Origin of the sequence: Streptomyces zinciresistens K42 (assembly GCF_000225525.1) — a bacterium.
Taxonomy (GTDB): Bacteria; Actinomycetota; Actinomycetes; order Streptomycetales; family Streptomycetaceae; genus Streptomyces; species Streptomyces zinciresistens.
The window spans coordinates 13,826-33,584 of record NZ_AGBF01000007.1 but is presented as its reverse complement, the minus strand read 5'-3'; the positions used below and the strand labels follow the sequence as shown (position 1 = coordinate 33,584).

General features: G+C 71.0%; 27 protein-coding genes. 11 read left to right on the top strand and 16 right to left on the bottom strand.

Annotation, left to right across the window (positions count from 1 at the left end):
• Nucleotides 1–202: 202 nt before the first annotated feature.
• The 5 genes from SZN_RS04390 to SZN_RS04370 form a co-directional block, all read right to left on the bottom strand.
• Entirely contained in the window at nucleotides 203–1,072 is an 870-nt protein-coding gene (locus SZN_RS04390) for a F510_1955 family glycosylhydrolase (protein WP_007491783.1), read from the bottom strand.
• 32 nt (nucleotides 1,073–1,104) lie between these two features.
• On the bottom strand, nucleotides 1,105–2,130 hold the full coding sequence (locus SZN_RS04385; RefSeq protein WP_043728143.1) for a C40 family peptidase: 1,026 nt from the start codon (nucleotides 2,128–2,130) through the stop codon (nucleotides 1,105–1,107).
• A 180-nt stretch (nucleotides 2,131–2,310) separates the two neighbouring features.
• Nucleotides 2,311–3,222, bottom strand: a complete 912-nt coding sequence (locus SZN_RS04380; protein WP_007491781.1) for a M56 family metallopeptidase — start codon at nucleotides 3,220–3,222, stop codon at nucleotides 2,311–2,313.
• Nucleotides 3,219–3,593, bottom strand: coding sequence for a BlaI/MecI/CopY family transcriptional regulator (locus SZN_RS04375; RefSeq protein ID WP_043728141.1), 375 nt, complete (start codon nucleotides 3,591–3,593; stop codon nucleotides 3,219–3,221). Before SZN_RS04375 ends, SZN_RS04380 begins: the two co-directional genes overlap by 4 nt.
• Before the next feature lie 83 nt (nucleotides 3,594–3,676).
• Nucleotides 3,677–3,898, bottom strand: a complete 222-nt coding sequence (locus SZN_RS04370; protein ID WP_007491779.1) for a heavy-metal-associated domain-containing protein — start codon at nucleotides 3,896–3,898, stop codon at nucleotides 3,677–3,679.
• Between the two features lie 128 nt (nucleotides 3,899–4,026).
• On the opposite strand from SZN_RS04370, the gene SZN_RS04365 reads away from it, so the two are divergent.
• The 3 genes from SZN_RS04365 (at nucleotide 4,027) to SZN_RS43420 (ending at nucleotide 5,461) form a co-directional block, all read left to right on the top strand.
• Complete coding sequence (locus tag SZN_RS04365; RefSeq protein WP_244313286.1) at nucleotides 4,027–4,443, top strand: DUF6153 family protein; 417 nt, start codon at nucleotides 4,027–4,029, stop codon at nucleotides 4,441–4,443.
• 81 nt (nucleotides 4,444–4,524) lie between these two features.
• The gene (locus SZN_RS04360; protein ID WP_007491776.1) at nucleotides 4,525–5,145 is read left to right on the top strand and encodes a DUF305 domain-containing protein; all 621 of its coding nucleotides are present in this window, start codon (nucleotides 4,525–4,527) and stop codon (nucleotides 5,143–5,145) included.
• Nucleotides 5,146–5,212: 67 nt separating this feature from the next.
• Nucleotides 5,213–5,461: a transposase family protein gene (locus SZN_RS43420; protein WP_139063522.1), complete on the top strand. Its 249-nt coding sequence runs from the start codon at nucleotides 5,213–5,215 to the stop codon at nucleotides 5,459–5,461.
• A gap of 103 nt (nucleotides 5,462–5,564) precedes the next feature.
• On the opposite strand, the gene SZN_RS04350 is transcribed toward SZN_RS43420, so the two are convergent.
• The 4 genes from SZN_RS04350 to SZN_RS04335 are packed head-to-tail and all read right to left on the bottom strand — an operon-like array spanning nucleotide 5,565 to nucleotide 7,843.
• Nucleotides 5,565–5,837, bottom strand: a complete 273-nt coding sequence (locus SZN_RS04350; protein WP_007491772.1) for a hypothetical protein — start codon at nucleotides 5,835–5,837, stop codon at nucleotides 5,565–5,567.
• Between the two features lie 59 nt (nucleotides 5,838–5,896).
• Nucleotides 5,897–6,154, bottom strand: a complete 258-nt coding sequence (locus SZN_RS04345) for a glutaredoxin family protein (protein ID WP_007491770.1) — start codon at nucleotides 6,152–6,154, stop codon at nucleotides 5,897–5,899.
• Nucleotides 6,151–6,837, bottom strand: coding sequence for a peroxiredoxin family protein (locus SZN_RS04340; protein WP_007491768.1), 687 nt, complete (start codon nucleotides 6,835–6,837; stop codon nucleotides 6,151–6,153). The genes SZN_RS04345 and SZN_RS04340 overlap by 4 nt, the downstream gene beginning before the upstream one ends.
• Nucleotides 6,827–7,843 carry a cytochrome c biogenesis CcdA family protein gene (locus SZN_RS04335; protein ID WP_007491766.1) on the bottom strand — a complete coding sequence of 339 codons (1,017 nt, stop codon included), beginning with the start codon at nucleotides 7,841–7,843 and terminating at the stop codon, nucleotides 6,827–6,829. The genes SZN_RS04340 and SZN_RS04335 overlap by 11 nt, the downstream gene beginning before the upstream one ends.
• Nucleotides 7,844–8,250: 407 nt before the next feature.
• Here SZN_RS04335 and SZN_RS04330 point away from each other — a divergent pair, with 407 nt between their 5' ends.
• The 3 genes from SZN_RS04330 (at nucleotide 8,251) to SZN_RS04320 (ending at nucleotide 10,172) form a co-directional block, all read left to right on the top strand.
• Nucleotides 8,251–8,658: a hypothetical protein gene (locus SZN_RS04330; RefSeq protein WP_007491763.1), complete on the top strand. Its 408-nt coding sequence runs from the start codon at nucleotides 8,251–8,253 to the stop codon at nucleotides 8,656–8,658.
• A gap of 106 nt (nucleotides 8,659–8,764) precedes the next feature.
• The gene (locus tag SZN_RS04325) at nucleotides 8,765–9,895 is read left to right on the top strand and encodes a sulfite exporter TauE/SafE family protein (protein WP_007491761.1); all 1,131 of its coding nucleotides are present in this window, start codon (nucleotides 8,765–8,767) and stop codon (nucleotides 9,893–9,895) included.
• Nucleotides 9,896–9,908: 13 nt separating this feature from the next.
• Nucleotides 9,909–10,172 (top strand): heavy-metal-associated domain-containing protein, encoded by a 264-nt coding sequence (locus tag SZN_RS04320; protein ID WP_007491758.1) that lies wholly within the window; start codon nucleotides 9,909–9,911, stop codon nucleotides 10,170–10,172.
• 112 nt (nucleotides 10,173–10,284) lie between these two features.
• Here the strand turns inward: SZN_RS04320 and SZN_RS04315 are convergent, their stop codons facing one another.
• From SZN_RS04315 to SZN_RS04300, 5 genes are all read right to left on the bottom strand, one after another.
• A complete protein-coding gene (locus SZN_RS04315) occupies nucleotides 10,285–10,545 on the bottom strand; it encodes a hypothetical protein (RefSeq protein ID WP_007491756.1) in 261 nt (86 codons plus the stop codon).
• Nucleotides 10,546–10,688: 143 nt separating this feature from the next.
• Nucleotides 10,689–10,967 (bottom strand): methyltransferase family protein, encoded by a 279-nt coding sequence (locus tag SZN_RS38145; protein WP_078508442.1) that lies wholly within the window; start codon nucleotides 10,965–10,967, stop codon nucleotides 10,689–10,691.
• Nucleotides 10,968–11,074: 107 nt separating this feature from the next.
• Nucleotides 11,075–11,446, bottom strand: a complete 372-nt coding sequence (locus SZN_RS04310) for a DUF2933 domain-containing protein (protein WP_007491752.1) — start codon at nucleotides 11,444–11,446, stop codon at nucleotides 11,075–11,077.
• Between the two features lie 265 nt (nucleotides 11,447–11,711).
• Entirely contained in the window at nucleotides 11,712–12,644 is a 933-nt protein-coding gene (lgt, locus tag SZN_RS04305; RefSeq protein WP_007491748.1) for a prolipoprotein diacylglyceryl transferase, read from the bottom strand.
• 4 nt (nucleotides 12,645–12,648) lie between these two features.
• Nucleotides 12,649–13,038, bottom strand: coding sequence for a hypothetical protein (locus SZN_RS04300; RefSeq protein WP_007491745.1), 390 nt, complete (start codon nucleotides 13,036–13,038; stop codon nucleotides 12,649–12,651).
• Between the two features lie 309 nt (nucleotides 13,039–13,347).
• Between SZN_RS04300 and SZN_RS04295 the strand changes: the two genes are divergently transcribed.
• The 5 genes from SZN_RS04295 to SZN_RS04275 all read left to right on the top strand — a co-directional run bounded on the left by SZN_RS04295 (nucleotide 13,348) and on the right by SZN_RS04275 (nucleotide 18,806).
• Nucleotides 13,348–13,644: a metal-sensitive transcriptional regulator gene (locus tag SZN_RS04295; protein ID WP_007491743.1), complete on the top strand. Its 297-nt coding sequence runs from the start codon at nucleotides 13,348–13,350 to the stop codon at nucleotides 13,642–13,644.
• Nucleotides 13,645–13,682: 38 nt separating this feature from the next.
• Nucleotides 13,683–13,910 (top strand): heavy-metal-associated domain-containing protein, encoded by a 228-nt coding sequence (locus tag SZN_RS04290; RefSeq protein WP_007491741.1) that lies wholly within the window; start codon nucleotides 13,683–13,685, stop codon nucleotides 13,908–13,910.
• Complete coding sequence (locus SZN_RS04285; protein ID WP_007491740.1) at nucleotides 13,907–16,417, top strand: heavy metal translocating P-type ATPase; 2,511 nt, start codon at nucleotides 13,907–13,909, stop codon at nucleotides 16,415–16,417. The genes SZN_RS04290 and SZN_RS04285 overlap by 4 nt, the downstream gene beginning before the upstream one ends.
• 255 nt (nucleotides 16,418–16,672) lie before the next feature.
• A complete protein-coding gene (locus SZN_RS04280) occupies nucleotides 16,673–17,383 on the top strand; it encodes a response regulator transcription factor (RefSeq protein WP_007491738.1) in 711 nt (236 codons plus the stop codon).
• A complete protein-coding gene (locus SZN_RS04275) occupies nucleotides 17,364–18,806 on the top strand; it encodes a sensor histidine kinase (protein WP_007491736.1) in 1,443 nt (480 codons plus the stop codon). The genes SZN_RS04280 and SZN_RS04275 overlap by 20 nt, the downstream gene beginning before the upstream one ends.
• Before the next feature lie 172 nt (nucleotides 18,807–18,978).
• On the opposite strand, the gene SZN_RS04270 is transcribed toward SZN_RS04275, so the two are convergent.
• Together SZN_RS04270 and SZN_RS04265 are read right to left on the bottom strand one after the other, a co-directional pair.
• Complete coding sequence (locus SZN_RS04270; protein ID WP_007491735.1) at nucleotides 18,979–19,245, bottom strand: hypothetical protein; 267 nt, start codon at nucleotides 19,243–19,245, stop codon at nucleotides 18,979–18,981.
• A 16-nt stretch (nucleotides 19,246–19,261) separates the two neighbouring features.
• Nucleotides 19,262–19,759: a signal peptidase II gene (locus SZN_RS04265; protein WP_007491734.1), complete on the bottom strand. Its 498-nt coding sequence runs from the start codon at nucleotides 19,757–19,759 to the stop codon at nucleotides 19,262–19,264.

The following is a 19,759-nucleotide window of genomic DNA, read 5'->3' as shown; positions in this document are numbered from 1 at the left end:
GGAAGTTCTTCGTGCGCTACTCCCGCAGGAACCATGTGCGGTAGGTGCTTCCGGGGTCGTCCCGCCACCGGCGGATGAGGGCGCCGACGGCCTCGTGGCCGAGGCCGATCACGGCGGACGAAGCGGAGGAAGAGGGAGAGATCGTCACAACAGAGCGTTGTGGCACCGGACTTCGCGTTTCGTCGCGGAGTGGAGCAACGACTCAGGAAGCCAGGGGCGCGAGTCGGGTGAAGGTCTTGCCGCCGTCGCGTGACTCGTACACGCCGGTCTGTGTCGCGGCGAGGACGTGGTCGGAGTTGACGGCGGTCAGGGCCTGGGGCTGTCCGCCGGGCACGGTCGTGAGCTGCTTCCACGTCTTGCCGCTGTTCGCGCTGCTGCTCAGTATTCCGGACGTGTCGATGCCGAAGAGGGACTTCTCCGAAGGCCAGGACAGGAACGCCTGGACCTGCCCCGAGCCCTTGTCGAAGGTACGGCCGCCGTCGGTGCTGGTGACGACACCCTCGGCGGTGGTGGCCAGCAACGTGTCCCCCGCGGGGCTCACGGCGATGTCGAGGGCCTCCAGCGTCGCCCGGTCGTCCCAGCGCTTGAGGTCGTCGCTGACCCGGATCCGGCCGCCCTCGTATCCGTACACAGTGCCCTCGGCCGAGTCGAGGGAATGGAAGTCGGCCTCACCCGACAAGGACCGGGAGGTCCACGTCTGCCCCGCGTCCTTGGTGTCGATCAGGCCGACGTTGCCCGGGCGGTCGCTGCCCGGGGCGCCGTGTCCGCTGGCGATGAAGGTGTTCGTGCCGGTCACGGTGAAGCCCATGAAGTCGTCCTTGCGGTCGCCGACGAGCTTCGGCTTTTGTCCCTTGGCGACCGTGTGGACACCGTCGTGCGTCGCGACGTACACGCGGCCGTCGGCCGGGTCGATGCCGAGCCCGTGCACGTGGGAAAGGGCATCCGACGATCCCGACGTCTCGGACGACTCGTCCGTGTCGGACGTCCCGCCCGAGCAGGCGGCGAGGACCAGAGAAGCGAGTACGGCCCCCGCTGCGGCGAGCAGGGTGCGCCTGGCCGGGCGTGCGGTCACGGAACTTCCTCGGGTGGCGCGGATGGTGGTGCTCAGGGCCTGCTCGCGGCGAAGAACGGCATGCTGTCGAGGGGGGCGATCTCGACGTTCTTGCCGGTGCGCGGCGCGTGGATGGCCTTGCCGTTCCCGACGTACATGCCGTTGTGCTGGTTGTCGTTGTACCAGTAGATGATGTCGCCGGGCTGCAGATCGGACTTGGCGACCTTGCGGCCGGCGTCGTACTGCTGCTTGACGGTGCGTGGCAGCGAGACGCCCGCCGCGCGCCAGGCAGCGCCGGTCAGTCCCGAACAGTCGTAGGAGTCGGGCCCGGTGGAGCCCCACTCGTAGGGTTTGCCGAGCTGTGCGTACGCGAAATCGAGTGCGGCCTTGGCGCGGCCGCTTGCCGGGCCGTTGTACGTGGAGGCGGAGTCGCTGACGCCCGCGGTGGCGTCCTCGCGCTCCTGGTCGGCTTCCATCCTCGCGCGCTGGGCGGCGGTCATGCTGTTGAGGAGCTTGCGGGCCTTGGTGAGCTTGGCCTGGACCTCCTCCTTCTTCTCGGCGGCCTTGGCGCGCGTCTCCTCCAGGGCCTTCAGCTGCTGAGCGGCGGTCGCGCGTTCCTGCGCGATCTCGCGCTGCATGCTCTGCATGGCCCGCAGGGCCTCGGCCTGCCGGTCGCTCGTACGGCCGAGCATCTCGGCCCGGTCGAGGTAGTCGTCCGGGTCGCCGGACAGGAAGAGCTGCACGCTCGGGTCGATGCCGCCGCTGCGGTACTGCGCCGCCGCCAACGGGCCTATCTTCTCGCGCAGTTCGTTGATCTCCTGCTGCTTGCGAGCCAGCCGGTCCTGTGCGCTGTCCACCTCACCCTGGAGCTTCTTCTGCTCCTCGCGGACGGCGTTGTACTCCTCGGTCGGAGCCTCGGCCTCCTCGTAGAGCTGCTCCACCTGCTTGCGCACCTCGTCCACCGTGGGCTTGGGCGCCGCCTGGCTCTGCGTCGGCAGGAGGCTGACCGCGCCCGCCGCCATGCCGAGCGTGGCTATCCGGGCACGGCTGGGCGGCTTCGGCCGACGGTGCGTTCCCATCGTGGGCTGACTCCTCTGTGCGGTCTGTGTACGGAGCGACGGCCTGTGACCGTCGGACCGGCGCAGCGGCGTCGGTCAGTCAAGTGGTTTGAACTTAGTAGCTTCGTATTGGGTATCGCAAGCCAGTCCGAGTCACACAGGCCTCACCCGGAACAGCCGACAGGGATCGTCCGGGAACGGTCAGCCGAGGCCGGGCGGGCAGGCGACCAGCAGCGGCAGCAGCGGGACCGCCGCGGCCGCGGCGGCGACGGAACCCCACAGGGCGGGGTGAGGTGCCTTGCGCGGACCGAGGACCCGGTTCAGGCGGATCAGTACGCTCTGGCCGCCCGCCGCCAGCGCGCCCTTCGGGGTGCGGGCCGCGGCCATCTCGTACATCGCGGTGGCCAGCGCCTCGTGGGAGTGGCTGCGCAGGGCGCGGTCGTCCGCGATCATCTCCAGCAGCAGTGCCGTCTGCTCCCGGGCATGGCGGGCCAACGGCACCCACCGGAAGACCGAGTGGAAGGTCTCCGCGGCGGCCAGGACCAGGTGGTGGCGGCCCGCGATGTGGGCCTGCTCGTGCTCCAGTACGGAGCCGAGCTGCTCGGGCGTCAGCCGGCGCACGGCCGCGTCGCTGATCACGATCCGTGGACGGCGACCGGGCAGGCAGTAGGCGGCGGGAGTGTCGTACGGCAGGACGGTGGCGCACAGGTGGGCCGAGTGGCGGCCCACCAGATCGACCGCTTCCCGGTGCTGTGTCCTCGCGCGACGGGCTCGTACGACGTGGAAGGCGAAGCTCGCGACCAGGGCGATTCCGATGGCGGCGGGGACGCCGACGGCCAGACGGTCTGCCGTGTCGGGGTCGGGCTGTCCCGTGCCCACGTTCAGTCCGCAGGTGTGCAGCAGGCCCACCAGGCCCGCGTGCAGGTGCTCGGCGGGCACGGCCAGGCTGTACGCGGTGAGCGCGGCCGCGATCGAGAACGAGACCGCCAGGGCGTGCCACACCGCGGCCGCCAGGGCCGGGGCCCGGTGCGGCCAGGCGGCGCGCAGGAGCAGGCGTGGGGCCGCGAAGCCCACCACTGCCGTGTAGCCGGCCAGGGCGGGGGCCGCGTTCACTGCACTTCCTTCGCCTGCCGGCTCACGTTCCGCAGGGCTTTGCGCAAGGCGGCGATCTCTTCCTCGTCCATGTTCTCGACGAAGGCGACCAGCGCGGCCGGGCGGTCCTTGCTCTCTCCCAAGCCGTCCTCCATGAGTGCGGCGGCGTACGCCTCGCGGCTGCGCACCGGTGTGTACAGCCAGGCCCGGCCATGCTTGCCGCGCAGCAGCCAGCCCTTGGTGTACAGGATGTTGGTGACCGTCATCACCGTGGTGTACGCGACGGGGCGGGTCTTGTTGATGTCATCCACTATCTCGCGCACCGTCGCCGGACGGTTCCACGTCCAGAGACGATCCATGATTTCCGCTTCAAGATCCCCCAGCCGACGCATGGCCCTGACTTCCCTTCGCCACCGAATACGCAAGACCATAGTAGACGGCCGTTCGGGCAGGTTTTCGGGGCGAAGGCGGAACCTCATACTCGGCTGGTGAGTTCGTAGCCCGCCTCGTCGATCGCCTCTCGCGCCCGGGGATCGTCGAGCGGGGTGGTGCATGGCACGGTGCCGCGGCCCGTGCGGGCGTCGACCTGCATGTGGACGACGGCTTTCGGCGCCGAGACCTCCTGTTTCACGGCGTTCTCGCAGTGGCCGCATGTCATGCCGGACACGCGGTATTCGAGCGTCAGTACGTCGGGCACGGTTCCTCCTCTCAAGGGTGGTCATACCCTGGGCCGGTACCGCTTTGCCTTGTCTGCCTTGTCTGCCTTGTCTGCTTCGGCGGCGCCCGGGACGCGAGCGGCTGGTGATCCATGCCTACGATGAGGTCGTGACCCGCCTCGGACAGCTCACGCGACCGCACTCGACCGTGCGGTCCTGCGGGCTGCTCGTGTGCGCTCTGCTGCTGGGCCTGCTCGGCATGCACGGCCTCGGGCCGATGCCGGGGGTCGCCGCCGCGTCATCCGGGCGCGAGCGGATGGCGGTGGTCGCGCAGACGGACGTCATGGCGTCGATGCCGGGCGGATGCGATCACGGCGAAGGCGGATGTACGGGCCGGACGGACCACGCGGATCCGACCTGCGCCTCCGCGTCGGTCGCAGGGGCTCCGTCGCTGGTGCCGGTACTACTGCCCGACGCGGTGGCGTGTGCTGAGCCGGGGGAGATGCGTGCCTCCGCGGCCGACAGCGATCCCGACGGCGGTCGCGCCCCGCCCTCGCTCTCCGAACTCCAAATCCTGCGGATCTAGAGCGGCCCGCGCGTCACCGCATGCCCAGGCGGTGCCGTGCGTCGGTATGCCCTTCACAGATCCGCATTCAGGAGTTCATCCATGACCGCACACCGCAAGCTCGTCCGTCGTACCGCCATCGCCGTCACGGCGGGTGCAGCCGCTCTCGTACTCTCCGCCTGTGGCGGCGGCGGACACGACATGTCCTCCATGGGGTCCGACTCCAGCCCCTCCGCGACCGCGTCGGCCAAGGCCGGCGACCACAACGACCAGGACGTCTCCTTCGCCGAGGAGATGATCCAGCACCACCGTCAGGCCGTCGACATGGCCGAACTGGCCGCCGACCGCGCCTCCTCGCAGGAGGTGAAGGACCTCGCCACGAAGATCAAGGGGGCGCAGGACCCGGAGATCGAGACGATGTCCGGCTGGCTCACCTCGTGGGGCGAGGAAGTGCCGCAGGACATGTCCGGAATGGACATGTCGTCCTCCACGCCCGGCATGATGGGCATGGAGGACATGGACATGCTGGAGAAGGCCTCCGGCGCCGAGTTCGACAAGATGTTCCTCGAGATGATGGTCAAGCACCACGAGGGCGCCATCAAGATGGCCAAGACCCAGAAGGCCGACGGTAAGTACGGTCCCGCCGTGAAGCTCGCGGACGACGTGATCACGGCCCAGACCGCCGAGATCGAGCAGATGAAGAAGATGCTCGGCGAGAGCTGACGTATCGCCAAGTACGGTGGGCCGACAGGACGTGATCCCGTCGGCCCACCGTTCTTGTGCCGTCCGGATGCCTGGCGAACTGTTTGTGGCCGACGAAGTGCCCCGCCTTTCCGGGCGGTTGGTCCTACCGGGTGGCGGGCGGCTCACCATCATTGAGCCGGTCGGCGAGGGTGCCGCCGATGACGGCTTCCGCCACCCGGTCAAGAGGCCGCAAGGCGGCGAACTCGCCACCGGGCAGCAGACGTTCAACAGGGTGATCCGCGGCATCCACGGTGTCGCCGAGCGCGCCAACGCCCTGCTCAAGGTCACCTTCTAGGTCCTGCGCCGGGTCAGCCCCGACCCCGGCAGCATCACCGGGAACGCCCGAGCAGCCCTCGTCCCGCTCCAGATGGAGCACGGCCGCACCACCTGACCGAAGATCACGAACCGTCACGAGACGTTGCCGAGAAGGGCTCAGTGTGCGCCTGGTCGGGGGCCTTGGCATCGTCGCCCATGTGCTGCCTGAGGTCGTCGACCTGCTTGCGCAGCGCTGCCAGTTCCCGCTCGCGCGGATCGGCGCCGGAGGCTGCGGTGTTGGGATCGGTGGAAGGGGCGCCGGTGGTCTTGCGGCCGGACCGCGTCATGAACCACATCATGGCGCCCATACCCACCGGGCAGGCGAGGAGGGGCAGTAGTTTGACCAGTTCGCTCATTGTTCGGCTTCCTTGACTTCCTTGATGTTTCAGGGGCGCAGGGGAGGGGTGGACGGGCGTCAGGGCGCGGCTTTCAGGGCCCGGCGCAGGCGGCGTTCGGAGAGCCGTCCGTAGGAGAAGGGGCGGCCGTCGAGGAAAATGCCGGGGGCGAAGAGGACACCCGCCTCGGCGCCGAGCCGCCGGCCCTCCTCATCTGCCAGGTCGATCTCGGTGACGGCCAGCTCATGGTCGGCGCCGACCTTGGCCAGGACGGTCTTGGCGTGCTCGCACAGCGCGCAGTCGGCCTGGGTGAGGAGCGTGATGTGCCGGGCGCTCATGCCTGCCGCCCGGCCTCGAGGTCGGCGAGGATCTTGTCGACCTTGACGTACATCGTGTACTTGGGGGCGCCGCCGTAGTCCGCCCGCCACTGGATGGTGCCGTCGGGGCCGACGAGGACGAAGCTGTGGCCGTTGCGGGAGGTGCCCATCATGCCGTACTCGTTGGTCTGGTAGGCCTTGGAGACCTTCAGGTCCGGGTCGGAGAGTACCGGGGTCTTCAGGGCCTCGTCCTTGACCTTGCGGGCGACCAGGTTCGCCGGGTCGGTGGTGACCGAGACGATCTGGTCGATGCCGGCGTCCTTGACCTTGGCGGAGGACTTCTCCAGGTCGCGGATCTGGTCCCAGCACGGCTGGCAGGTCAGGCCCTCCTGGAAGTACAGGAGTACGGTCTTGCCCTTCAAGGCGGCCAGGCTGGCGTTCCCGCCGCCGCTGGAGGCCAGCGAGAACCCGGGCGCGGTCTGGCCGATCCCGGGGCTGCCGACCTCGTAGCCCGTGGCCGACGGCTGCTCGGACTTGTTGAACACCGCGTACAGGCCGGCGACGACGGCGATGAGGATCGCGGTGATGACCGCGCTGTTACGCAGGCGCCGACGGCGGTGCTGCCGCTGCCGCTCGCTCTCGCGTTCGGCCGCCAGGCGCGCGTGGCGCGCGGCCTTGGTTCCGGGTTTGGTGTCAGCGCCCATCGGCGGGGCCCTCCAAAGTCATGGTGCGGTCTGCGGGGGTGGTGACAGCCACGGGCTCGTCGGAAGCGGTCACCGCCGGCGCGGCGCAGTCCCCAGATGCGGATCCGCCGCACTCGGGCACCGCGGGCAAGGGTGCGGGATCCGGATCGGCCGACTCGGCGCGGGAGCGGCGGGCACGGCGGATCAGCAGGAACAGGGCCGCCGCGGCGACAGCGGCCACGGCCCAGCCGGGCAGCCAGCCCAAGGCACGGGTGGCCGCCGATGCGGCGTGCTGCAGGTCGGCGGCGAAGGTGACCCGCCAGCCGGAGTTGGGCATCGACGGTCCACTGAGCGCCAGGACGGCGGTCAGTACGCCCATGGCGATCAGCAGAATCCCAGCGAGCAGGTCACCCAGTGGCAGACTCCGCTGCCAGGAGCCGGCCCGCAGCCGTACCGTGCGGCCCTGCAGGACCCTGGCGGGACCGCGGTGGCCGCGCTCCCAGGCCAGGGCGATCACCACCAGGGGCGCGACCATGCCCAGCACGTAGACGAGCCCGACACCCAGGGCGGCGGGGAACGAGGCGGTGGCCCCGGACAGCACGGCGACCCCGGCGAGCACCGGCGCGCAGCAGGCGCTGGCGATGCCGGAGAACGCCCCGAGCCCGTAGGCGGCGCCGAAGCCGCCCCCCTGGGGGGAGCGTCCGGAGGGCATCGGCAGTTTCGGCTTCCATCCGGCGAGCACCGCCAGGCCGCCGGCCAGCATCAGCGTGCCGCCGGCCAGGTAGACCCACAGGTGGTACCGCTGGAGCGCGGCGGACAGCGCGGCGGCCCCGAGCCCGATCGGCACGATCACGGTGGCCACCCCGGCGCCGAACGTCAGCGTTCCCGCGACGACGCGGCCGCGGGAGCGGAATCCGGTGGCGAAGTAGGCCGGCAGCATCACCGAGATGCAGCACGGCGCGAGCAGCGCCACCACCCCGCCGAAGAAGGACGCCAGCAGCGTCGTACCGAAGAGCAGCTCGCTCATCCATCACCTTTCCGGAGGACCGCCAGGCTGCGCCCTCAGCGATCACCCATCTGTCTCAACCGTGCCTGTCCGCGCTTGTCCGCCGCACCGGCCGGGTCGCTGCCACGCTAGGCAGGCGGTGTGAAGGACCGATGAAGCCGTCATGTGCGCGCTCTGTGCCCGCCCGCCATCGCGTTCGCCCACAGGCACGATCACCGTCGTCTCGGCCTGCTGCCCGCCGCGTGCGCCGGATACCCGTCACACCGCCGACCTGACGGCGGCCGATACTCACAGGCCCGGTGCCCTCGTGACGCACATGCGGGACGCCAGGCGGTTTCGGGCCCGCCGTGTACGTACTCTGGGCACCGCTCGTCATCGGTGTGCCTGCCGCAGGGCGGCGTGATCTCCACTCGGTGGGTGCCGCTACGATGCCGTTCGTGATGTTGCGTGCGCCGTTCCCGCTCCGCCTGTGGGCGTGGTTTGTGCTGGTCGGCGCGCTCGCGTTCTGTGTGACCGGCGTCGCACGGCCGGCCATGGCGATGCCCGGCCAGACGCAGTCGATGCAGCAATCCGTCGGACCCGGGCAGTCGGCCGGGCGGACGACAGCGGCAACGGCAGCCGAAGCGACCAGCATGGACGGGAACTGCCCGTCGACGCAGACCGTCTGCACCCTGCCTTCGGTCGGCCCCTCCCACCATGCGGCTGCCGCCCCGGCCCATGCCGGTGAGGCGGAAGCGGACATGTTCCTGCGGCCGGGGGTGCCCCGTTCCGGAGTGCCGCCGCCTGCCGAGCCGCCCCCTCCTGACCTGCACCGCTTGTGCGTGTGCCGGACGTGACGGCACCCCGTCCGCGGACTCCCGTCCCGCGGACGCCCCGCCAGCCACGTCCGATTCGGCACGCCCGCGTGCGCGTGCCGTCGTATCTCTTCAGGAGTGTCGACGCATGCCGTCGTCTGTCGCGTTGCTCGTCACCGGTGTCTCCACCGGCCTGCTCGCCGGCGGTGCTTCCTGCGCCGCCGTCCAAGGGGGCCTGCTGGCCGGCGCGGTGACCCGCCGCAGCCCCGCCACCACCCCGGAACCCGCCTCACCCGTCCCCCTTCGCCGCGCACCCGACGCGGCGGTACAGCACCCCGGCGGCCGGGCGCACACCGCGCCGGCGGAGCCCAAGCCGCTGGTTCCCGTCGGGGCTTTCCTCGCCGGAAAGCTGCTCTCCCACACCCTGCTGGGCGCCCTGCTGGGCGTCTTCGGTGACGCGCTGCAGCCCAGCCCCCGCGCCCGGGCGGTCATGCTGCTGGCCGCCGCGGTCCTCATGCTGCTCTTCGCACTCGACCTGTTCGGCGTCAAGGCCGTGGCGCGGCTGGTGCCCCGGCCCCCGGCCTCCTTCGGCCGGCTGCTGCGCCGCAGCGCCAGGACCGACTCGGCCCTCACCCCGGCCCTGATCGGCTTCGCCACCGTACTGGTGCCGTGCGGGGTCACCCTTTCGGTGGAACTGATCGCGGTCACCTCCGGGTCCCCCGTCGCCGGGGCGGCGGTGATGGCCGGGTTCGTCATCGGCACCGCCCCGCTGTTCGCCGTCCTCGGCTACCTGTTCCGCCGCACCAGCCGGGCCCTGTCCGGCCGACTCGCGATCCTGACGGGCGTGGTCGTGCTCGGCGTCGCCGCCTGGACGGTCGTCTCCGCACTGCAGGCCGGCGGCTGGGCCACCTTCACCCGGCAGAATACGACCACCACGGCCGCCTCTTCCGGCATGAACATGACGGAAGGGTCGGGGAAGTCGGCAGCCGACGCGCCGGTACGCATGGACGGCGCCGGCAAGCAGATCATCACCTTGACGGTGACGGACTCCTACAGCCCCACGCAGTTCACGGCGAAGGCGGGCGTGCCCACCACGCTGGTGCTGCACGGCAAGGACTCCAGCGGCTGCGCCCAGGCCTTCACCATCCCCGCCCTCGGCGTCCAGGAGATCGTCAAGCGCAACGGTGACACCGAGGTCGACCTCGGCACCCGCAAGCCTGGCACGCTCCGCTTCACCTGCTCCGTGGGCATGAACACCGGCACCATCGACTTCAAGTAGAAAGCGCCCTTACATGAAGCTTTTCAGCCGCAAGGCCGAGACGGAGACCGAGACCGGCCAGCAGATGATCCTCCACATCGAGGGCATGCACTGCACCAGCTGTGGCCTGTCCATCGACGACGAGCTGGAGGACGTCCCCGGAGTCCGCTACGCCAGCACCAACTTCCGCGCCGGACTCACCACCGTCACTCTGGCGGAGGGCACGGAGGTGGACACCTCCGAACTCGTCGCGGCCGTCCGGCGGGCCGGTGACTACACGGCCCGGCCCGCCGGCTGACGCGGCTGTGGCCGCCCCGCAGCTCTGCGGGGCGGCCACGTCGGCAAGCGGCTCGCCCGGGCCGCATCGGCGATTCGGCGCGCCGCACAGCCGTGCCGTGCCGGATGCCAGGTCAGGCCTGGGGCGGGCGGTCTCCCGGAGACGCCGGCCTGCCGGCCGAGTCCCGTTGGGCGGCCTTGAGCTGGTCGATCTCTGCCTGCAGGTGGGTGACCTCGACTGCGTTGGTGTCGTGGCCGGTGGGGACGGTGGGCCGAGGCCGGGGCTGGGCCTGTCGCACGTTCTTACGCTGGTACCGCCCCATATACCACATCATCAGGGCCATCCCCACGGGGCAGGCCAGCAGCAACAGGATGAGCGGAAGATACTGGGGCATCGTCGGCTCCTTCGGAAGGGACGGCAGACCCGTCGGCCGGAAGGGACGGCAGACCCGACAGCCCGGGGAACCGGCCCCTGGTCCGGGACCGGGCCGTCAGGTCTGCCGCGGTGCGGGTGTCCTCCGCGTGAGGGCGGACCGTGTCACCTGCAGGCGGCACGGTGCGCGCCTACTGTCTTCCGGCGTCGCCGGGACGGCAGGAAGCGGGGTGTGCGGGCCGCATAACGCTCCCAAGCGGTGCCGAAACAGGCGGCGACCTCGGCTTCCTCACGCAGGGCGAGGCGCCGGTAGACCCAGACCAGTACCGGGAACATCACCAGTGTAGGCAGAGTGGGCCACATCAGGAGGAACCCGGTCATGATGGCCGGGAACCCGGTGTACTGCGGGTGTCGGATGCGCCGGTAGGGGCCCGAGCATGCCAGAGCAGGCCCAGGGCGTACTCCGGGAGCAGGTCGCGGACGACTGCACAGACAGGGGCTGGCGGACGCACGTCGGGATGCCCCCGTGTTCCGGGAGCGGGCCCGCGCCGTCAGGGGCGCGGACCGGGCTCGTCCGGCTTGCTGAAGTCCACCCTGGGCGCGGACGCCTGCTGTTGAGTGTTCGCGGCGCGGAGGATGCGCACCTCCTCCTGGAGGTCGGCGATCTGCTTGTCGAGATCGGTCCCCGTCGCCGTCGTGGCCGTCGTGGACTTGGCGGTCGCCCCGGACGTGCCGCACGCGGCGCCCTTGCCGCCCTTGCCGCTCTGGCTGCCCATGCCGCGCATCATGAAGATCATGCTGAGCGGGCAGAGCGCCAGGATCAGCAGCGGCAGGGCGGCCACCGCCCACGCGGGTTTGACCAGGAACAAGCCGCCGGCGACGACACCGGCACCGATGAGGACCTTCTTGTTCAGGCACATCATGGGGATCACTCCAGGGGCTTGTGCGGTGTGCCCGGCGCGGTGGGCCGGACCGGGGCTGTACGAAAGAAGTTAGGCATGTGCTGTGAAGGGACGATGAGCACACGATGGTCGGGCCATGTGCGTCGGGTCGGCCGCGGACTGCTTCCGGTGGCTCAGCCCGACGAAGGCCAGGATCAGACCGGCGGCCTGCCGATGCGGTGCGGGTCGAAGGGCAGCAGCGTGAGCCCCGTCCGGGAGCCGATACGGAGGCACGGCCGGCGGCCGGTCATGGCGCTCTCCCCGGGAGGGCCGTCCGTTTCCGGGCGGGCGCGGTGTCCGTGTCCGTGTCCGACGGCACCGGTGCGGGCGCGGCCTGCTCCTCAGCAGGAGGCGTGGCTTCGGTGCTTACCGTCGGGGCGGGTGCGGTCGGGGCGGGCCGACGGCGTACGACGAGGAAGGCGACGGCGGCGAGGAACAGCAGCAGGCTGGTCCACACGTTCAGCCGCAGGCCCAGGTGGTTGGCGGGGTCGACGCGCAGCATCTCGATCCAGCCGCGGCCCGCCGTGTAGGCGGCGACGTACAGGGCGAGGACGCGGCCCCGGTCGAGGCGGAAGCGTCGCTCGGCCCAGATCACGAGGGCGGCGGCGCCCAGGTTCCAGGCGGCCTCGTAGGCGAACGTGGGGTGGTAGGTGGCGGCGTCCGGGGTGGCGGCGGGGCGGTTGGCCGGGTCGATCTCCAGTCCCCAGGGCAGGGTGGTGGGCCTGCCGTACAGCTCCTGGTTGAACCAGCAGCCGATCCGGCCGATCGCCTGGCCGACCAGGACGGCCGGTGCGAGGGCGTCGGCGAAGGCGGTGAAGGCGATGCCACGACGCCGGGTTGCGATCCAGGCGCCGAGGGCGCCGCCGGCGATCGCGCCCCAGATGCCGAGGCCGCCCTGCCACACGTACAGCGCCTCGACCGGGTTGCGGCCTTGGCCGAAGTACAGCTGCCAGCTGGTGATCACGTGGTAGAGGCGGCCGCCGAGGATGCCGAACGGCACCGCGACCATGGCGATGTCGAGGACGGCGCCCGCGTCGCCGCCCCGGGCGTTCCAGCGGTGCCGGCCGATGGCGATCGCGGTGATGACGCCGAGGACCACCATGAGCGCGTACCCGTGGAGCATGAGCGGGCCGACCGTCAGGTACGGGCTGGGCGGACTCGGGAGGAAGGCGAGCTCCATCGGGTCAGGACCCGCCCTCGGCGCCGCCCATCATGCCGGACATCGACTCACCGGAGCCGCTGCCCATCATGCCGTTCATCGAGGTGCCGGAGCCGGAGCCCATCATGCCGTTCATCGACATGCCGGAGCCGCCGTCCATCATGGAGTGCTCGGACGTCATCTTGCGCATCTGCTTCTCCGCCGCACCGCGCTCGTTGGCGGGCATGTCCTTGAGGCAGCGCTGGATCATGGCTTCGGTGCTCTTGCCGCCGGCGCTCGGGGACGATGTCGCCGAGGGGGTCGGCTCGGGCGTCGTGTCCGAGGTCGCGGCGAACGCGGTGGCGGCTCCGTACGCGCCGAGGCCGCCGAGCAGGGCGGTGGCCGCGGCCACCGCGATGGTCCTGTGCCTGATCATGATCAGTGCTCCTCACCTGTGGCTTTTGCGGTACGAAGCCGAAATTAGGCGCGGGGTGTGAAGGGCCGATGAAGCGGCCGTGTGCGGGCGCTGTTGCCTGCCGGGGTCAGGGGCGGTCCCGAGGGCCTGTCGCGTCTCTGTCCGTACGGGCGCCGCCATCCGCCTCCCGGGCCTGTGGTGTGGGAATTCAGCCCTCGGGTGGCAGGGCAGGACTGACTCCCACTGCTCACGGTTGCCTGAAAATCACTAATGGATCGGTTTGCTACCCCTAGGGGGTAGGAGTAGCTTCGGTCGTGAAGGAGGCGCGTGATGACCGAATCCGAGACCGGGCAGCAGCGGCAGTTCATCGCTCCGGAGGCCGCCGACGATGCGCTGGTGCGCCTGGCCAAGATCGGCGGGCAGGTGCAGGGCGTGACCCGGATGATCCGGGAGGGCCGGTACTGCGTGGACGTGCTCGACCAGATCGCGTCCGTGCAGAAGGCCCTGGACGGGGTGTCCCGCACGGTGCTGCGCAACTACCTGGAGCGGTGCGTCACCGACGCCATCAAGGACGACGACCCGCTCATCCACGACGAGTTGATGAAGGTGCTGTTCCGGCACCGCTGACCCATGCGGAAAGCCCCCGAGAGACATAGGAGGTCGCCATGCTCAAAGCGCTCATACGAGCCTGCGGACAGTGCCAGGTAGCCATCGAGGGTGTCGTCGCCGCCCTGCCGGGCGTGACGATCGCCGACGTCAGCAGCCGCGCCCGTGCCGTCGCCGTCCGGTACGACGCCCCGGCCGAACCGTCCGGGATCGAGGCGGCGATACGCGGCGCCGGCTACCGCATCGGCCCGTACAGGAACCCGTCCACGGAAGGGAGTACGTCATGAATGCGGCGGACATCGGGGTGCTGGCCGGAGCGGTCGCGCTGATCGCGTTCCTGGCCTGGTACTTCTTCGGCCCCAAGAAGTCCCGTCAGGCCGAACTCGTGGGCGGCGTCCAGGAGATCGGCATCACGGTGAAGGGCGGCTACGCCCCGGATCTGATCCAGGTCCGCCAAGGGGTGCCGGTGCGGCTGGTGTTCGACCGGCAGGAGGGTGGGGACTGCACGTCCCGTGTGGTCTTCCCGGACTTCGCGCTCGCCGCCTCGCTTCCGGCGTACGAGACGACCGCGGTGGAGTTCACCCCCGACCGGGCGGGCCGGTTCGGCTTCGCGTGCGGGATGAACATGGTGCACGGTACGCTGCTGGTCGAGCCCGGTGACGGCGAGAGCGCGGCATCCGCCGTGCCGACCGTCGAGACTGAGCAGGCCCCCGAGCAGAGCGGCCCGGAGCGTGAAGACGCCGAAGCGGCCGCGCGGCGCGAGGAGATCGCCGATCTGTCGCGACGGGTCCTCTTCGGCGCGCTGCTGTCCCTACCGGTCGTGGCGGCCGTGATGCTGCACGAGGTGTTCGGTGTGGACGTGCCGGGCCTGCTGCTCAACCGGTGGTTCCAGTTCGCGCTGATCACGCCGGTGATGTTCTACACGGGGTGGCCGATCCACCGTACCGGCTGGCTCGCCCTGCGCCACCGCGGCGCGGAGATGAACGCGCTGATCACGCTGGGCACTTCGGCGGCGTACGGCTACAGCCTGCTGGTCACCGTGGCGCCCGGGCTGCTGCCGGAGGGGGTGCGCGAGGTGTACTACGAGGCGGTGGGCGTCATTCTCACCCTCATCCTGCTGGGCCGCCTGTTCGAGGCAAAGGCCAAGGCGGGCACCGGGCAGGCCATCCGCGAGCTGCTGAACCTGCAGGCCCGGACCGCCCGCGTGGTGCGCGACGGTACGGAGGTGGAGGTGCCCGTCGAGCAGGTCGCCGCCGGGGACGTCGTGGTCGTGCGGCCAGGTGAGAAGGTCCCCGTGGACGGCGTCATCGTCGACGGCCGCTCCACGCTGGACGAGTCCATGGTCACCGGCGAGTCGATCCCGGTGACCAAGACGGTGGGCGACGAGGTCGTGGGCGCCACCATCAACCAGACCGGCGCCTTCCGGTTTACGGCGACCAAGGTCGGCGCGGACACCATGCTCGCCCAGATCGTCAAGCTGGTGCAGCAGGCACAGGCATCCCGGGCGCCCATCCAGCGCATCGCCGACCTCGTCGCGAGCTACTTCGTGCCCGCGGTGATGTTCATCGCGATCACCGCGTTCGCCGTGTGGTTCCTCGTCGGCCCGGACCCGGCGCTGACGCTGGGGCTGGTGGCCGCCGTGGCCGTACTGATCATCGCGTGCCCGTGCGCCCTGGGCCTGGCCACTCCCCTGTCCGTGATGGTGGGCACCGGCAAGGGCGCCCAGGCCGGCATCCTGATCCGCTCGGCCGAGGCGCTGGAGACCGCGCAGCGCCTCGACGTGGTCGTGCTGGACAAGACCGGCACCGTCACCCGGGGACGGCCCGAGCTGACCGACCTCGTGCCCGCGGACGGCTTCACCGAGGACGAGCTGCTGCGCCTGGTGGCCTCCGCCGAGCACTCCTCCGAACATCCCCTGGGCCAGGCGATCGTCTCCGGCGCAGCCGAACGCGGCATCATGCTCGCCGAGGTGAGTGAGTTCGACTCGGTCACCGGCCATGGCATCACCGCCACCGTCGACGGCCGCCGGGTCCTGGTGGGCAAGGCCGCGCTGCTGGCCGAGCACGGCATCGACCCGGCGTCCCTCGCGCCGGAGGCCGACCAGCTGTCCGCCCAGGGCAGGACGGCGATGTACGCAGCCGTCGACGATCGGCTGTTGGGGCTGGTCGCGGTCGCCGACACGGTCAAGGAGGACTCGGCCGCCGCCGTCGCCGCGCTGAAGCAGCTCGGCCTGAAGATCGTGATGATCACCGGGGACAACGCGCGGACCGCCGAGGCCATCGCGGCCCAGGTGGGCATCGAGAAGGTGCTGGCGGAGGTGCTGCCCGAGCACAAGGCGGACGAGATCCGCCGCCTGCAGGACGAGGGCCTACGGGCCGGCATGGTGGGCGACGGCATCAACGACGCCCCAGCCCTGGCCCAGGCCGATGTCGGCTTCGCGATCGGCACAGGCACCGACGTCGCCATCGAGGCTGCCGACATCACCCTGATCTCCGGCTCTCTGGGCGGCGTGGTCACCGCAGTGACGCTGAGCCGGGCCACCATGCGCAACATCCGCCAGAACCTGTTCCTGGCGTTCGTCTACAACACGGCGGGCATCCCGCTCGCGGCCGGCGTGCTCTACCCGGTCACCGGCTGGCTGCTCAGCCCGATCGTCGCCGCCGCGGCGATGGCGCTGTCCTCGCTGTCGGTGGTGGGCAACGCCAACCGGCTGCGCCGCTTCACCCCGCGACCGCTGCCCGGCTCCCCGGCATCGCCGGTGGACACCGCGGTCAGGGCCACCGTGGCCGCATGATGGAACCCGTACGAAGGAACGGGCGCCCGCGACTGCTTCATGCGGCCCCGGCCGGTGCCGGAAGCCAAGGTCTCTGTCGGGGGCGCCGCGTCATGACCCGCGCCGGCCGGGCGAGGGCACCCGGGCATACCAGCCGGGTGGTGTACGGCCTGCCGAGGCGGGCCTCGGCAGGCCGTGGCTCTCGTCGTATCCGGTACGGCCGGCGTCCTGGCTGCGGACGAGCCCCGTACTGTTGATGAGAAGGAAGGTAAACCGGTGAGTGCGACGGTGCTGGTCGTCGACGACGAGGTGAAGCTGCGCGGGCTGCTGCGTGACTACCTGGAGCGTGACGGCTACTCGGTGCTGGAGGCGGGCGACGGCCGCGGCGCCCTCGATCTGGCCGCCGCCTCCCACCCCGACCTGGTCGTCCTCGACCTGGGGCTGCCCGGCCTGCCCGGCGAGGAGGTGGCCCGGCTGCTGCGCAAGACCAGCGACGTGCCCATCGTGATGCTCACCGCCAAGGCGAGCGAGAACGACCGGGTGATGGGGCTGCGGCTGGGCGCCGACGACTACGTCGTCAAGCCGTTCAGCCCGCGCGAGCTGGTCGCCCGTATCGAGGCGGTGCTGCGCCGCGCGCGCGGCTCGAGCACCGAAACGGTGGCGCCGGACTCCTACGGCAAGGGGCGGCTGCGGATAGACACCGAGCGCCGCGAAGTGCGCTCGGACGGCCGGCCGGTGGAGCTGACCCGCATGGAGTTCGACCTGCTGGCCGCGCTCGCCTCCAGGCCCGGCCGGGCCTGGACCCGTATGGAGTTGGTGGGCCGCGTCCAGGGCCACACGTTCGAGGCGTACGAGCGGACCATCGACGTGCACGTGAAGAACCTGCGCCGCAAACTCGGCGACGCCCCGCCCTCCACGGTGATCGTCACCGTGACCGGGGTCGGCTACAAACTCGGAGTGGATCGTGATGTGGACCGCGATGCGTGAACTGCTGCGCGGCCGGTTCGCCCGCCGCCTGGCCCTGGCCTTCGCCGCGCTCGGCATCGGCACGGCCGTACTGACCGCCGTGCTCGTCAACACCGCCTTCACCGACCGCTTCGAGAACTACCTGAGCGAGCAGCAGCGCACCAGCCAGCAGCAGCTGGTCGCCCTGTTCGCCGCGGACTACGCCCGCGACGGCGCGTGGAATGCCCAGGCGCTCAACGAGCTCGCGCCGACCGTCACCATGACCGGTTCGGAGGCCGAACTGCTCGACCCGGCGGGCCGGAAGGTGTGGTCGTTGGCCGACGCCGACGTGACCGCCGCCACGCTGGCCATGCACCGGGAGATGATGGGCACCGGCGACCTCGGCGCGCCGCGCAGCCTGCCGATCACCGTGGACGGACAGCGGGTCGCCACCCTCCAAGTCCGCGTTCCCCAGGGTGTGGTCCCGGCCGTGGACAGGGACTTCCAGGCATCCGTCAACCGCCTCCTCGCCGCCGGAGCCCTCGGCGCGGCCCTGGTCGCCCTCGTCGTCGGCGTCTACACCGCCCGCCGGGCCACCGCACCCATCGCCGAACTCACCCGCGCCGCCGACGACCTCGCAGCCGGGCAACGCGACCGGCGCGCCGCCACCGTGCCCAGCAACGAGATCGGCCAACTGGCCACCGCCTTCAACACCATGGCCGACCGGGTAGAGAGGGAGGACGAGCTGCGGCGCGCTTTCGCCGCCGACGTCGCCCACGAACTGCGTACTCCTTTGGCCATACTGCGCAGCGAACTCGAAGCGGTCCAGGACGGCGTCCGCGATGCCACTCCGAAGGTGATCGACTCCCTGCACGACGAGACTCTCCGGCTGGGCCGCCTCATCGCCGACCTGGAGACCCTGGCCTCCGCCGACGCCGCCGCCTTCACCCTCGAACGCACATCCCTGTCACTGATCGCCCTCGTCCGCGACGCGACCGCCAGTCTGGCCGGCCGGTTCACCGAAGCCGGGCTCACCCTCCGCACCGACCTGGACGACGTCCGCGTCGACGGGGACGAGGTACGGCTGCGGCAGATCGTCACCAACCAGCTCACCAACGCCCTGAAGTTCGTCCCCGGCGGGGGCACCGTCACCGTCACCCTGCGCCAGGAGGACGGCTGGGCCGAGCTGCGCGTGGCCGACACCGGCCCCGGCATCCCCGCCGAGGACCTTCCCCGCGTCTTCGACCGCTTCTTCCGCAGCCGGGATGCCCGCGCCGACGGCTCCGGCATCGGCCTCGCCGTCGCCGCCGAACTCGCCGCCGCCCACGGCGGCACCCTCACCGCCGACAGCGAAGTCGGCCGCGGCACCACCTTCACCACCCGCCTGCCCGCCCTCGGACGCCGGCCAAAGGCGACAGGCGGAAGAGGGCCGCAACGCGCAGCCGCCCACGACGGCGGGGGCTGACGGGCCCGCGGACCGGGTCCCCGCGCCCGAAACGTACAAGTACAGCCGCATCCGGTCCCGCTCGGCGATACTTCGGCAGGCGCTCGAACAGCCGCCTCCTTCCTCGGCGCGGCCGGGGCTGGGTGATACCGAGTTGCAGAGTCCCGCCGCTTGCAGCAGCGTTATGGAGTTTCTACATACCGATGCGCCAGGAGGAGCCCATCGCCAGCTGGGCGGTAGAGGGTGCATCAGGTCGGTGAGCTCGGCGGCCGGGGCTGATGCCGGTGAGGAGGCTGCTCAGGCCGGGGGCGATGCTGCCCCACCACTGGGCCGTGCCGGGACGGCCGTGGCGGGCGCCGAAGTCCCCGGTGCGCCGGTACTGGATGAAGGCCCGCATCCCACCGGCGATGAGCAGGAACGCCGCGTACAGGGCGAGGGCGAGGACGGCCATCACGCTCACCTCCTCCTTTGGCTGGTCAGGCGGGGGCGTTGTCGGGTTCGTGGTCGGTGCGGCGCCAGGACAGGGCGGCGACGGCGATTCCTCCGCAGACGATGAAGGCGTCGGCGAGGTTGAAGGTGGGCCACCAGCCGGTGTGCAGGTAGTCGGTGACGACTCCGTCGGCCGTGCGGTCGATCAGGTTGGCAGCGGCGCCGGCGAGGATGGCGGCGAGCGCCGCGGCGGTGGCCTTCGACGTCGGGGCCGTGCGCCAGGCGAACACGCCCACACCGGCGGTGATCAGGGCGGTGAGGGCGATCACCACCCAGGAGGGCAGGGTGTCGCCCATGGAGAAGGCGACGCCGGGGTTGTAGGCCAGGCGCAGTTGGGCGAAGCCGGGACCGATCGGCGCGTCGGCGAGGCTGTCCTTGGCCCAGGTTTTCAGGGCGAGGTCGAGTCCGGCCAGGGCGGCGGCGCCGGCCGCGAGGGCCGTGCGCCGCCTGGCTGCCGAGGACCCGCGGGGGGTGTGCTCGGGCAT